At 45.5% G+C, this 14,202-nt stretch carries 10 protein-coding genes, 1 tRNA gene and 2 pseudogenes; 8 read left to right on the top strand and 5 right to left on the bottom strand.

Translation table 11 applies throughout. From position 1 onward, the window contains the following. Window positions 1-14 precede the first annotated feature (14 nt). Entirely contained in the window at window positions 15-1,712 is a 1,698-nt protein-coding gene (gene ilvD / locus DXE31_RS00155) for a dihydroxy-acid dehydratase (protein ID WP_114697382.1), read from the bottom strand. Between the two features lie 316 nt (window positions 1,713-2,028). On the opposite strand from ilvD, the gene DXE31_RS00150 reads away from it, so the two are divergent. After that, complete coding sequence (locus tag DXE31_RS00150; RefSeq protein WP_114697381.1) at window positions 2,029-3,015, top strand: helix-turn-helix domain-containing protein; 987 nt, start codon at window positions 2,029-2,031, stop codon at window positions 3,013-3,015. A 28-nt stretch (window positions 3,016-3,043) separates the two neighbouring features. On the opposite strand, the gene DXE31_RS00145 is transcribed toward DXE31_RS00150, so the two are convergent. The 3 genes and pseudogenes from DXE31_RS00145 to ppa form a co-directional block, all read right to left on the bottom strand. Then, window positions 3,044-3,382, bottom strand: a complete 339-nt coding sequence (locus DXE31_RS00145) for a P-II family nitrogen regulator (protein ID WP_114697380.1) — start codon at window positions 3,380-3,382, stop codon at window positions 3,044-3,046. 71 nt (window positions 3,383-3,453) lie between these two features. After that, a pseudogene (locus DXE31_RS00140) lies at window positions 3,454-5,082 on the bottom strand (NAD+ synthase). Between the two features lie 23 nt (window positions 5,083-5,105). Next, a complete protein-coding gene (gene ppa / locus DXE31_RS00135) occupies window positions 5,106-5,642 on the bottom strand; it encodes an inorganic diphosphatase (protein WP_114697379.1) in 537 nt (178 codons plus the stop codon). Window positions 5,643-5,823: 181 nt separating this feature from the next. On the opposite strand from ppa, the pseudogene DXE31_RS00130 reads away from it, so the two are divergent. After that, a pseudogene (locus DXE31_RS00130) lies at window positions 5,824-7,508 on the top strand (sodium-translocating pyrophosphatase); the annotation flags it as partial. Between the two features lie 31 nt (window positions 7,509-7,539). On the opposite strand, the gene trxB reads toward DXE31_RS00130, so the two are convergent. Further along, a complete protein-coding gene (gene trxB / locus DXE31_RS00125) occupies window positions 7,540-8,496 on the bottom strand; it encodes a thioredoxin-disulfide reductase (protein ID WP_114697378.1) in 957 nt (318 codons plus the stop codon). Between the two features lie 117 nt (window positions 8,497-8,613). Here trxB and DXE31_RS00120 point away from each other — a divergent pair, with 117 nt between their 5' ends. The 6 genes from DXE31_RS00120 (at window position 8,614) to DXE31_RS09625 (ending at window position 14,200) form a co-directional block, all read left to right on the top strand. Then, complete coding sequence (locus tag DXE31_RS00120) at window positions 8,614-10,851, top strand: DNA translocase FtsK (RefSeq protein ID WP_174222253.1); 2,238 nt, start codon at window positions 8,614-8,616, stop codon at window positions 10,849-10,851. Between the two features lie 6 nt (window positions 10,852-10,857). Beyond that, the gene (locus DXE31_RS00115; protein WP_114697376.1) at window positions 10,858-11,541 is read left to right on the top strand and encodes an outer membrane lipoprotein carrier protein LolA; all 684 of its coding nucleotides are present in this window, start codon (window positions 10,858-10,860) and stop codon (window positions 11,539-11,541) included. Between the two features lie 42 nt (window positions 11,542-11,583). Continuing rightward, complete coding sequence (gene serS, locus DXE31_RS00110) at window positions 11,584-12,897, top strand: serine--tRNA ligase (RefSeq protein ID WP_114697375.1); 1,314 nt, start codon at window positions 11,584-11,586, stop codon at window positions 12,895-12,897. A gap of 230 nt (window positions 12,898-13,127) precedes the next feature. Continuing rightward, window positions 13,128-13,325: a hypothetical protein gene (locus DXE31_RS00105; protein ID WP_162785480.1), complete on the top strand. Its 198-nt coding sequence runs from the start codon at window positions 13,128-13,130 to the stop codon at window positions 13,323-13,325. Window positions 13,326-13,377: 52 nt separating this feature from the next. Beyond that, a tRNA-Ser gene (locus DXE31_RS00100) sits at window positions 13,378-13,467 on the top strand. Between the two features lie 583 nt (window positions 13,468-14,050). After that, window positions 14,051-14,200 (top strand): hypothetical protein, encoded by a 150-nt coding sequence (locus DXE31_RS09625; RefSeq protein ID WP_162785479.1) that lies wholly within the window; start codon window positions 14,051-14,053, stop codon window positions 14,198-14,200. Window positions 14,201-14,202: the final 2 nt, after the last annotated feature.

The raw sequence follows: 14,202 nt of genomic DNA, 5'->3' as shown, positions 1-14,202 counted from the left end.
TTAGGACAATCAACTTAGATTTTTAAATCCAAGTCCGTTACTGCACCTTTGCTAGCACTACTTGCAAGGCTTGCATATTTAGCTAACAAGCCACGGGTATAGCGAGGTTTAGGCTGTTTCCATGCGGCACGACGCTGAGCAATCTCAGCTTCATCCACGTTCAATTCAATGAGTAACTTATGGGCATCGATTGTGATGGAGTCGCTTTCCTTAATTAATGCAATTGTTCCGCCAACATAGGCCTCTGGAGCGACATGGCCAACCACCATGCCCCATGTACCGCCTGAGAAGCGACCATCCGTAATGAGGCCTACAGACTCACTCAATCCTTGACCAGCTAGAGCTGAGGTTGGGGCGAGCATTTCACGCATGCCAGGACCGCCTTTGGGGCCCTCATAGCGGATAACTACGATGTCACCATCCTTAATTTTCTGAGCCATGATGGCCGCCATTGCATCATCTTCAGAGTCAAAGACGCGTGCTGGGCCAGTGATGGATGGGTTCTTTAAGCCGGTAATCTTGGCAACGCAACCCTCTGGAGAAATATTGCCTTTTAGAATGGCCAAGTGACCCTGTTTGTACAAAGGATTATCTAAAGTGCGAATGACTTTTTGATCGGCGCGAGGCACGGAGGGAACAGGAACATCTTTCAATGTCTCAGCAAGTGTTTTGCCAGTGATGGTCATGCAATCGCCGTGGAGCAGTCCACCATCGAGCAAAATTTTCATTACTTGTGGAATACCGCCAGTTTGATGCAAATCAGTTGCCAGGTAAGTGCCAGATGGTTTCATATCAACAATGACTGGAACGCGTTGGCGAATACGTTCAAAGTCATCAATTGACCAATGAATTTCAGCGGCACTGGTGATGGCTAAAAAATGCAAGACTGCATTTGTTGAGCCGCCAACCGCCATAATCACGCTCACTGCATTCTCGATAGATTTCTTGGTAATGATGTCGCGGGGACGCAGATTATTTTTGATCGCCTCAACTAGGACACGTGCTGATTCAGCGGCGCTTGCCACCTTTTCAGCATCTTCATTGGCCATCGTAGAGGAGTAGGGGAGGCTCATTCCGAGAGCCTCAAAGGAGGAACCCATCGTGTTTGCCGTGTACATGCCGCCACAAGAGCCGCTACCTGGACAAGCATGTTGTTCAATAACCTTTAACTCTTCTTCACTTAATCTGCCAGAGGTAAATTCACCAACCGCCTCAAATGCAGAAACAATATTGAGTTCTTTGCCTTTGTGGTGTCCCGGCTTGATTGTGCCGCCATAGACGTAAATTCCGGGTACGTTGGTGCGGGCTAGGGCCATCATGCCGCCTGGCATATTTTTATCGCAACCACCAATCACAACAACACCGTCTTGCCACAAACCATTTACACAAACTTCAATGCTGTCAGCAATGACCTCGCGTGAGACGAGAGAATATTTCATGCCCTCGGTACCCATGCCTATGCCATCAGAGACAGTTGGAGTGCCAAATAATTGGGCTTTTGCGCCTGCCTCTTCAAGCGCAATCACAGCGGCATCAGCTAATTTTTGTAAGCCACTATTGCAAGGGGTAATCGTGGAGTGACCATTTGCAACTCCAACCATTGGTTTTGCGAAATCCGGCTCTTCGTAACCCATTGCGTAATACATTGAACGGTTGGGTGTGCGAGTGACCCCTTCGGTGACCATGCGCGAGCGTTCATTAAGGCGTTTCATGCTTATTACTCCAGAAAAGGTTTGTGTCTAAAGGCTCTATTGTGCTGTGAGATCTGCTCCAGGGTGCTCAATGCTTAATGGGCAGTATTTCTCAAGAAAATGTTGCGTTGCAATATACATAAAACAAGGAAATACAGGATTAGGTTCCCAACACCATTTTGTAAACAGTTGGCGTAAGATGGTGGTGACCATCCGTTTTCTATTTAACTTTAGATCCATTGAAGCATTGGTATTTAAATACTAATATTGAAAAAAGTATTAAAGTAATCAAAGCGTTACAGTACAGTAAATAAAACAATAGCGAGACAAATCTTCAGTGGGCAGTCCGACAAAACTTCCTGAGATCCGAAAAGAGGCATTCACCAAGGCTAGAGAAAGCCTGGGTTTAAGCACGAAAAATTTATCTGGCATGTCTTGTTTATCTGTACGTCAAATTGAACAGATTGAAAACGGTGAAACCAGTAGTTTTTATGGTGCTCAAGTTAAATTTACAGCAGCAAAAAAAGTGGCGGGTTTATTAAAACTCAAACCAGAAGAGGCATTTGAATTGAGTGAATCAGCGCAGGCCGTAAAAAAATCTGACACAGAAGCAAAGAATGAACAGCCTATAAAAGCAAAGGAAGTTCAAGCATCCCAAGAGATAAAAACAAGCGCTCCTGTAAGTCCACCTCTGTTGCCACAAGAAGAGCCCCCAAAAGTTAGCGCAACGAAAATATCTGAAGATTATGTTGACTACAGTGTAAAAACGAAGGCACCAGCTGATCCTAAAAAGAGCATCTTCATTTTGTTAGCAATTGCTGCAGCAATCATTTGTTCTGTTGTAAACCTACGCCCTCTATTTTTTCCTGAGCCCGTTAAAGAGGATCTTGTTATTATTCAAGAGGTAGCGCCGGATGCTCCTCCTGCAGAGATGAAGTCTGCCACCGCAGTTATTGTGCAGCCCGAACCAGTTGTTTCAACCGAATGCCCTTTAGCTGATGCTTCGGCACTCAATTACAAGCCCGATGCGCCCAAAAAAACTGGCGATATGGTGTACTTCCAATCTAAGACTGCTCAAACTATTTGCGTAGTGGATGCTGCTGGTAAAACCCAAAATAAAACTCTTGAGCCAGGCGTTGGAGCTAGCGTTTATGGAAAGCCGCCATTCAAGGTGCTAACCAGCGGATTAAATGGGGTAGATATGTATTTTCAGGGTGCTAAAGTCCGCATTGGTAACACACCGAATAAGACAATTAATTTGGAGGCGGCTGAAATAATTCAACCTGCCGCCCCAGTGCCTGCTTCAGAATCTCAGACGCGTTAATGCTCTGAGCGTTGTAGCAGTTAAAACATTAAACCGCTGCGTTATCTGTTTCGCCAGTGCGAATACGGATCACTTCTTCAACTGCAGTAACAAAAATCTTGCCATCACCAATTTTTCCAGTGCGCGCAGCTTTGGTAATCGCTTCAAGGGCAGCTGCAATACGATCATCTGCCACTACGGTTTCCACTTTCACTTTTGGCAAAAAGTCGACAACATATTCAGCGCCACGATAGAGTTCGGTGTGGCCTTTTTGACGACCAAAACCTTTAACTTCGGTAACGGTCAATCCTGTAACGCCCACTTCTGCTAGAGCCTCACGGACTTCATCGAGTTTGAACGGCTTAATGATGGATGTAATTAATTTCATTTATTCCCCCTAACGCGGTAATCATACCTAGAACTTGAATCCATTGCCAAAATACAGTGGTTTTTGGGTGTCTAGGCTCTAAATTGTGAGGTGATGGGATAGCGCCAATCTCGGCCGAAGGCTCTGGTGGTAACGCGGACTCCCGGAGGAGCTTGGCGACGCTTGTATTCATTCAGCTTAATCAGGCGCGTCACCTTTTCAACGCTCTCAGGATCAAATCCTGCACCAATAATTTCTGCAATTGATTGGTTTTGCTCCATGTAGCGCTCAACAATGCCATCCAATACTTCGTAGGAAGGCAAGCTGTCTTGATCTTTTTGGTCCGGGCGTAATTCAGCCGAAGGAGCGCGTGTCAGGATGCGTTCTAGAATGACTGGCGCAATACTATTGCGATATGCGCAAAGTCGATAAACCAAAGTTTTGGCAATATCTTTAATCACTGCAAAACCTCCAGCCATATCACCGTATAGAGTGCAGTAACCCACGGCCATTTCACTTTTATTGCCGGTGGTTAAAACCAGCCGACCAGTTTTATTAGAGAGCGCCATGAGTAGGGTGCCACGAACGCGTGCCTGAATATTTTCTTCTGTAGCCTCTACTTTTAAGCCCTTAAATTGCTCCGCTAGCGATTGTTCGAGTGCATCTACTGGACCACTAATCGGAATCTCGTCGTATTGCACGCCTAAATTCTGAGCCATTTCTCGGGCATCAATCCAGGAAATATCTGCCGTATAGCGAGAAGCCATCATGACAGCGCATACCTTATCAGCGCCCAAAGCGTCTACAGCAATTGCTAAGACTAATGCAGAGTCTACGCCGCCCGATAAGCCAATAATGACGCCTGGAAAGTCATTTTTATTGACGTAGTCGCGTACTCCCAAGACAAGTGCTTGATAGGCTTGCGCTTCAACTGACTGAGGTGGAGATCTCAAGCCTCTTTCCAGTTCGCCGTTGACCGAAACTGAAACCGTACCCAAGCCAGATTCAAATTGCAGCATGGACATTACGAGATCACCACTGCTGTTGAGTACAAAAGAGCCGCCGTCAAATACCAATTCATCTTGACCGCCAATAGCGTTGACATAGACCAGAGGCATATGAGTTTGAGCAATATGCCCTCGTAATACTTCAATGCGCAGTGCTTCTTTTTGAAGGTGATAGGGTGAAGCATTCGGCACAAGCAATATCTGGGCACCAGCGCTATGTGCTTACTTAGCGGGTCCAGCATGCCATGCATCTTCACACACAATTAAACCGTAACGAATACCTTCGCATTCAAATACACAAGCTTGATTGCCGGAAACAAAGTAGCGAACCTCATCAAATACCTCATGATTGGGCAGCTCCTGTTTTGCATAACCTGCGATCACTTTGCCGTTTTGTAAAACAGAAGCAAAATTAAGCAAGCCAGAAGCGGTTTTTTTAGGGTGACCAACAATCACTGTCAGGTCGGCATATTGAGCTAGCTCAGCTGTTAACTTCTCTAATTGCAGTTGTGCAACTTCAATAAAAGCGGGGCGTAGTAATAAGTCTTCTGGGGGGTAGCCTGTGAGTGAGAGCTCTGGTGTAACCACAAGTCTGGCGCCTTGGGAATAGGCGTCGAAAGCGGCTTTATGAATGAGTTGCGCATTGCCAGCTAAATCACCTAGTAAAGGGTTGATTTGGGCTAGGGCGATTTTTTTGTGCTCACTCCAGTTCACAAAGCCTTTTCAAGTATTGAAAATTATGTATTTTCTTTGTTATAGCGCTCGATACCTTCCAAGATTTCCTTGTGCGCATCAGCAACGCCACCCCAACCTTTGACTTTTACCCATTTACCTTTTTCCAAATCTTTGTAGTGTTCAAAGAAGTGTTGGATTTGAGTTAAACGTAATGGGTTGATGTCTTCTGGTTTTTGCCAGTGGGTATAAATTGGCAAAATTTTGTCTTCTGGTACTGCTAATAATTTAGCATCTTGACCTGCTTCATCTTCCATTTGCAAGATGCCAATTGCGCGGCAGCTGACTACTACGCCTGGAATGAGCGGGAATGGAGTAATAACGAGAACGTCAACAGGGTCCCCATCACCCGCAATCGTTTTATTGATATAGCCATAGTTACATGGATAGTGCATTGCAGTACCCATAAAACGGTCAACAAAAATTGCGCCACTCTCTTTATCTACTTCATACTTAATTGGATCCGCATTCATTGGGATTTCAATAATGACGTTGAAGCTTTCAGGGATCTTTTTACCTGGCTTGACGTTGTCGAGACTCATAAATACTCCGAATAGTGAGTAGTAAATACCCTGATCCTATAAAGGGGGCACAGGGGGTTCTGCTGCATACTGGTAAAGCTTAAAGACCATAGTTTAAAGCTTTCAGAAACCAGGTCTATCTAAGTGCTGGTTATGCACAATAATAAAGATTAACAAATGATTAACTTTAGGGAGTTCAAGCATGAGTAATATCACTTTAGGCTTGTATTTTGCTTTGGCGTGCGGTGTTATAGCGGTGATTTACGGTTTCGCGTAATGCGCGCGACTGGATCTTGAGGCGGAGTACCGGCAATGCCAAAATGCAAGAAATCGCTGAGGCGATTCAGCAAGGAGCAGCAGCGTACTTGTCGCGTCAATATCAGACGATCGCTGTAGTTGGGGTAATCCTAACGATTCTCATGGCACTCTTTTTAGATTTTGCGACAGCGATTGGTTTTGTAATTGGTGCTGTTTTATCTGGAGCCTGTGGTTTTATTGATATGAATGTTTCGGTGCGCGCCAATGTGCGGACGGCAGAAGCAGCGACTAAAGGAATAAATGAAGCCCTAAATGTCGCATTCAAAGGCGGTGCAATCACTGGCATGCTAGTGATTGGTCTTGGCGTGCTCGGTGTAGGTTTGTTTTTTTATGTTTCTTGTGTCAATCGGTGCGGGGCAAGAGCGCTCTGCCGTTTTGCACCCATTGATTGGTTTAGCTTTTGGTTCATCTTTAATTTCAATCTTTGCGCGTTTAGGTGAAGGCATCTTTACTAAAGGTGCTGACGTTGACGCAGACTTGGTAGGTAAGGTTGAAGCTGGTATTCCCGAGGATGACCCTCGCAATCTTGCTGTTATTGCGGATAACGTAGGCGATAACGTTGGTGACTGTGCAGGCATGGCAGCGGATTTATTTGAAACCTATGCTGTAACTTTGATTGCAACCATGGTGTTAGGCGCTTTAATGATTACTGGTGTGCCAGTAGCGGCGATCATCTCTCCAGTAGTGCTCGGTGGGGTATCCATCATTGCCTCTATTATTGACTGTTCTTTTGTAAAAGCCAGTCCTGACATGAAAAACGTCATGCCCGCTTTATATAAAGGTTTGATTATTGCCGGTGGCTTATCACTGGTAGTGTTTTACTTTGTCACCAATTTCATCATGCCTGATGATTCTTTGGGAATTCCTGGTAGCCAATGGCGTTTGTTTGGTTCAACTGTAGTCAGCTTATTACTCACAGCAGGTTTGGTCTGGATTACTGAGTACTACACCGGTACCCAGTTCAAGCCAGTGCAGCATATTGCTGAAGCCTCCACTAAAGTCCATGGCACCAACATCATTGCAGGCTTAGGTATTGCCATGAAGTCGACTGGTGATCCTGTGCTTTTTGTATGTGCGGCGATTTTTGCAGCGTATTGGTTAGCCGGCTTGTACGGTATTGCCATTGCAGCAACAGCTATGTTGTCGATGGCAGGTATCGTCGTTGCACTTGACGCATATGGTCCGATTACTGATAACGCTGGTGGTATTGCCGGGATGGCAGGTTTGCCACAATCGGTGCGTGATATCACCGATCGATTGGATGCGGTAGGTAACACTACTAAAGCAGTCACTAAAGGCTACACGATTGGTTCTGCTGGTTTGGCTGCTCTCGTTCTCTTTGCTGACTATACGCATGCGCTAGAGAGCATTGGCTAGCAAGTCTCTTTTGACTTATCTAATCATATGGTGACCATTGGCCTCTTTATCGGCGGCATGATTCCTTACCTATTTGGTGCTATTTCGATGTGTACCGGCGGTGGCGCTTGGGACAATGCTAAGAAATATATCGAAGAAGGTAACTTTGGGGGTAAAGGTTCTGAGGCGCATAAAGCCGCAGTTACTGGTGAACTAAGTGTTTTAATTAAGCAAATGAATAGACTTATTCCAACGTTTCTAAATAACGATGCGCATCTAATGCAGCCATGCAGCCTGTTCCCGCACTAGTAATGGCTTGACGGTAAATGTGGTCTTGGACATCTCCGGCAGCAAATACACCGAGGATGTTGGTAGCAGTAGCATTGCCCTCAAGTCCAGAATGGGTCTTGATATAACCATTTTTCATCTCGAGTTGACCAACAAAGAGTTCGGTATTCGGTTTATGTCCAATTGCAATAAAGGCGCCTGTTACAGAGATCTCTTCAGTGCTGCCATCCTGTTTCTTGATGCGAACACCAGTAACCCCTTTTTCATCGCCCAACACTTCATCAAGAGTGGCATTGAGTTTGAACTCTACTTTGCCTTCAGCTACCTTTGCCATAAGGCGATCATTCAGAATTGGCTCAGCACGGAATTTGTCGCGACGATGAATTACTGTTACTTTCTTCGCGATGCCAGTGAGGTAAAGCGCTTCCTCAACAGCTGTATTGCCTCCACCGACTACGCAGACGTCTTGATTGCGGTAGAAGAATCCGTCGCAAGTTGCGCAGCCAGAAACACCACGACCCATAAATGCTTCTTCACTGGGTAGGCCAATGTATTGAGCAGATGCACCAGTACAAATAATTAATGAATCACAGGTATAGGTACCAGAGTCACCAACCAAGCGCATAGGCTTTTCTTTAAGGGCGGCCGTATGAATATGGTCAAAAATGATTTCTATATTAAAGCGCTCAGCGTGCTTTAAAAAGCGCTCCATGAGCTCTGGGCCTTGAACGCCATCAGCATCAGCTGGCCAATTTTCAACGTCCGTTGTGGTCATTAATTGACCGCCTTGGGCCAGGCCGGTAATGAGGGTAGGCTTCAGGTTGGCGCGAGCAGCGTATACGGCTGCCGTATAGCCTGCAGGACCAGATCCGAGGATCAGAACTTTGGAGTGTTTTGGGGTATTTGTAGTCATATTCAAATTATAGATTTGCTTGATTACAATCGGTAGAACATGGCAAGAACCGCGTATCCGAAGTCTAAGGCTCCATTGAGCCCCCCCCAGCCCCCTGAGAACGGCGGGCAGGGCAGGATGCGCCGCCTCTTACTAGAGGCCCGCTGGTTCATTTCTCTGGGCTTATGTTTAGGATTATTTGCCATCTTGCTGACGTATTCTAAGGCTGACCCAGCTTGGTCTCACGCGAGTTTTGAGGCCCCTAAGAACCTAGGCGGTCGTTTTGGGGCGTATTTAGTCGACTTGATGCTGTATATCTTTGGTATCTCGGCATTTTGGTGGGTTGCCCTCTTTGGGCGTCGTGTGCTTAATGGTTGGCGCGAGTTGTGGAGTATTCCTTTGCCCCCAGATCCAGATACCAAGCCAGACTCTCTTGTAGTTTGTTGGTTGGGCTTTGGACTCACTTTAATTTGTAGCATGGGACTAGAGTCCATTCGCTTACATTCCTTGTCTTGGGAACTTCCTAGACCCCCAGGTGGCATTTTGGGAGAGCTGATTGGTGACCCTCTGCAAATGTCACTTGGTTTTACGGGGGCAACAATTGTTCTCTTGTTTGGTCTTTGTGCTGGCTTATCGTTATTTCTGCATTTCTCCTGGTTGGATATTGCTGAAAAAGTAGGTCGCTTTTTAGAGGTTTCTTTTTTACGCATTCGTGAGCGACGTGATAGTGAAGCAGATCGCAAGGTGGGTGAGGCGGCTGCGGAAGAACGTGAAGAGTTTGTTGAAGAATTTCGGGGTCGTGTAGAAGTCGCGGCGCCAGTGCAAATTGTGCGCGTCCCCGCAGAGATTCCCACGAGCGCTCGAGTCGAGCGTGAGAAACAACAGCCGTTGTTTGTAGATATTCCCGATGCAGAATTACCACCACTTGCTTTACTTGATCCAGTGCCTGAAGCTAAAGAAACGATTTCTGCTGAAGTCTTGGAATTTACTTCACGCTTAATTGAGCGCAAGTTAGCGGAGTTTAATGTTCAAGTAACTGTGATTGCGGCATACCCTGGACCAGTGGTCACACGGTATGAGATTGATCCAGCAGTTGGTGTGAAGGGAAGCCAAATTGTCAATCTCTCCCGCGACTTGGCTCGATCACTTGGTGTAGTGAGTATGCGGGTTGTGGAAACTATCCCTGGCAAAACCTGCATGGCCTTAGAGTTGCCAAATCCAACCCGTCAGTCAGTCTATCTATCAGAGATTCTGACCTCGCAGGTATATCACGACAACCACTCATTATTGACCTTGGCATTGGGTAAAGATATTTCTGGAAGTCCGATGGTCGCTGACTTAGCGAAGATGCCACACTGCTTGGTAGCGGGTACTACTGGCGCTGGTAAGTCAGTCGGTATCAATGCAATGATTTTGTCTTTATTGTTTAAAGCAAAGACTGATGAAGTGCGTTTGATCATGATTGATCCAAAGATGCTAGAGATGGCGATCTACGACAAGATTCCGCATTTATTGTGTCCAGTTGTAACTGACATGAAGCAAGCCTACAATGCACTTAACTGGGCCGTGAATGAGATGGAACGCCGCTACAAGCTCATGAGTAACTTTGGTGTGCGTAACTTAGCGGGCTTTAATAAGAAGCTTCTGGAAGCAGAGGAAAAAGGTGAGAAGCTCACAAATCCATTTAGCCTAACTCCAGATGATCCTGAGCCAATTTATAAAGCTCCAGTGATTGTCATTGTGATTGATGAGTTGGCTGACTTGATGATGGTGTCAGGAAAGAAGATCGAAGAGTTGATTGCCCGCATTGCACAAAAAGCCCGTGCTGCTGGTATTCATTTAGTCTTGGCTACACAGCGCCCCAGCGTGGATGTGATTACCGGTCTGATTAAAGCCAATGTACCAACCCGTATTTCATTCCAAGTAAGTTCGAAGATTGATAGTCGGACGATTTTGGATCAGCAGGGCGCAGAAGCGCTCCTCGGAATGGGTGACATGCTCTATATGGCTCCAGGTACTGGCTTGCCAGTGCGTGTTCATGGAGCTTTCGTATCGGATGATGAGGTGCACCGTGTAGTGGAGTGGCTTAAAGAGAATGGCGAAGTCAACTATATCGATGGGGTGCTTGAGGGCGCTGATGAATCTAATATAGATGCTCTCACTGGTGAGAGTGGTGGTGAGGCCGATCCTCTCTACGATCAAGCAGTTGCTATCGTCTTAGAAAATAAACGTCCCTCCATCTCATTGGTGCAACGTCATCTGCGTATTGGCTACAACCGTGCTGCACGTTTATTAGAAGATATGGAAAAAGCGGGTCTTGTTTCGAAGATGGGTAATGGCGGCAATCGCGAGATTTTGCATCGCCCATCAGAGTAAAAGTTCATGACACAATTTTTCATTGCAGCAATCCTTAGTATTGCCGGTTTCTGTTTTTCAGTAACGGCACATTCTCAAAGAGAGAGTGGCACAGAGCAATTACGTCAATTTGTGCGTAACTCTAAAACTGCAGAAGGTGATTTTGTGCAGCAGCAGTTACGTGCTCCTAAAGCGAATGAGCCTCAAGACAAAGGCTTAAAGGTGGTGCGCCAGACTCAAGGTCATTTTGTGTTTCAGCGTCCAGGACGCTTTGTTTGGGATACACAAAAACCATATGAGCAAAAATTGATTGCAGATGGCAAGCAATTAATCTTGTGGGATAAAGATTTAAATCAAGCAAGCTTTCGTCCTGCTGGACAAGCGTTAGCTTCAACCCCTGCAGCAATTTTGTTTGGCGAAACTTCATTGGATCAGCATTTTGATCTCATCGAGGGTGAAGAGCGTTTAGGGATGATGTGGGTGTCCTTAATGCCTAAAAAAGATCCGAATGCCAAGGACAAAAACGACTTACCGTATACCAAGATCGCCATTGGCATGGCCAATGGCTTACCCAAGGCGCTTAAGTTAACAGATGGACTGGGAAGTGTAGTGCTGGTAACAGTCGATAAAATTCAGCTCAATGTCGCTTTGCCAGCCAATCGCTTTGTGTTTACTCCACCTGCTGGAGCAGAGGTCTTGCGCTTAAACTAGAGCTTCAAGACCCAGTCAAAATAGACCAAATTAGAACAATTTATGATTGATCCGCAATTACTCCGAAAAGATATCGCTGCGGTAGCGGCTCGCTTAGCTACACGTAAATTTCAGCTTGATGTTGAGAAGTTCAATACATTGGAGTCTGAGCGTAAATATTTACAAACCCGTACAGAAGAATTGCAAGCCAAACGCAACCAATTGTCTAAGGCAATTGGTATGAAAAAGGGTAAGGGTGAGGATGCCTCAACGGAGATGGCTGAGGTTGCTCAAGTTAATACTGACATGGAATCTGGTGCTGCAAGATTAAGCGCACTGCAAGCAGAGATTGCAGATTTCTTAATGGGCATCCCGAATTTTCCTGATGAATCTGTGCCTACCGGGAAAGACGAAACTGAAAACAAAGAAGTCAAACGTTGGGGTGAGCAACCTATTTTTGATTTTGAGATTAAAGATCACGTAGATCTTGGTGGTCCATTAGGTCTAGATTTTGCAGCAGTCGCCAAGATAAGTGGCTCACGCTTTGTTGTGCTCAAGGGGCCGATTGCTAGATTGCATCGTGCTTTGGCGCAATTCATGATTGATACCCACGCATCAAACCACGGCTATCAAGAGGTATACGCTCCATACATGGTAAATGCAGCATCTATGCGTGGCACCGGTCAGTTACCTAAGTTCGAAGAGGACTTATTTAAAGTTCTGCGTCAAATGGGTAACGAAGTCGAGGGGGGTGAAGCAAAAACTGAAAACTTCTATCTTATCCCAACAGCTGAAGTACCAGTAACCAATTTAGTCCGCGATGAAATCGTCAACGCAGATAATCTACCGATGAAGTATGTAGCTCATACACCATGCTTTCGCTCCGAAGCAGGCAGTTACGGTCGTGATGTGCGTGGCATGATTCGTCAGCATCAATTCGACAAAGTCGAATTAGTACAAATTACGAAGCCCGAGCATTCCATGCAAACATTAGAAGAGCTCACGGGCCATGCAGAAAAAATCCTAGAGCTATTGGAGCTCCCTTACAGAAAAGTGCTGCTCTGCACAGGTGACATGGGTTTTGGCAGCACTAAGACTTATGACTTAGAAGTATGGGTGCCGTCACAAAATGCTTATCGTGAAATTAGTTCTTGCTCTAGCATGGGCGATTTTCAAGCAAGACGCATGCAAGCGCGCTTTAAGGCAGGACAAGGTAAGCCTGAATTAGTGCACACCTTAAATGGATCCGGTCTTGCGGTGGGTAGAGCATTAGTAGCCCTGCTTGAGAACAAACAGAAAGTAGATGGCAGTATCGCCATTCCAAAAGCTTTACAGCCATATCTCGGTGGTCTCATAGTGCTTAAGCCAATTGCATAAGTGAAAAGTAGATCCTTTGAAATGAAATCACGCTCAACACTTCTTGGCCTCATTTGCGCGATATGGATTGCGCCAAGCGTTTTTGCTGCTGAAAAAACCTATCGATGCGAAGTACTAAGCGACGCTTATATCAAGAGCAATGGAGAGCTCATCTTGGCCAAAAAGATAGCCCAAGAGTGGGTTAAGCATTTGTGGTAGTCAAGAGAAGCGGAGAAGTCATTGGAGATGTGATGGACACCTTAAAAAATCCTAAGGTGATTGCATCTGGAAGTGCAGGCAACGCTTACAAGGTGATTTGGATGCAAAAGTCTAGTGGCAAAAATGGTGCTTTTGTAGACTATCTCAGCATTGATGAGATAGTGAATGGCAGCAAGAAACCTTTTGGATTCTTTTCTGGTGGGCTGCTCATGACAGGCATCTGCGAGTAAAGAGTTGCAGTGTTTTAGCGGGACTGTTGTTCAAGTTGATCCTGCGTGTATTGGAGAGGTGGCAGAGTGGTCGAATGTACCTGCCTCGAAATCAGGCGTACTAGCAATAGTACCGAGGGTTCGAATCCCTCCCTCTCCGCCACAAAGTCATTAGATAAACAGCTTCATAATCCTTTTCCCCACATTCTCGAAATGAATTATCAGTGAGCTTGGAAAGCTTTATGAGGCTAAATTTGATTCTGACGATGCTGAGCTTGAGAGGTCGATTTCTTAAAATCACCCCAGCATTCTTCTGAGCTGCCTTATAGAGGCTAGCCTGTTGCAATAATTAAGATTTATTGACATCTAGTCTTTGCTCCCTGAATCAACCTTGGGGAGATAGCTCTGAGGTTTTTGAAAATCGTTGCACAATCATCCTGCATAAAACAGCCACAGAGTAAATTCCTGTAAGCCAATAGCTTACAAGGTAATAGTATAAAAATACCATCAAATTTCTGTTCTAAGTACGAATAACGACTACTCAATCTTTGTCTTTGCACTACTAGATGATTTGAACCATATCACATCATCTATTCTTAGTAGATGATTTTGTTGATAGAGCAAAATGGTACTACTGTTGCTACTTTGACCATTGCTGATGCCTCTACTGGCGCCTATTCAATCCAACAAAAATGCAGCATTGAAACATAAATTATTCATGATGAATTGTGATAGATGAGACGTTTATGCACAGCCTCAAATCATTGGCAGCGTCTTTACTAATTGGCTTAGCCACCTTCACTGGTCCTGCAAGTGCACAAAGCGATGTACCTCTGCCTACACCGACTGCTAAGGTCACTGTTGATCTAAAGGTGTACGCTTTGGCAACTGGTTAAAA

The sequence above is a fragment of the Polynucleobacter necessarius genome (assembly GCF_900095185.1).
Taxonomy (GTDB): domain Bacteria; phylum Pseudomonadota; class Gammaproteobacteria; order Burkholderiales; family Burkholderiaceae; genus Polynucleobacter.
The sequence above is the reverse complement of the archived record's forward strand: the minus strand, read 5'-3'. Positions and strand labels throughout refer to the sequence as shown.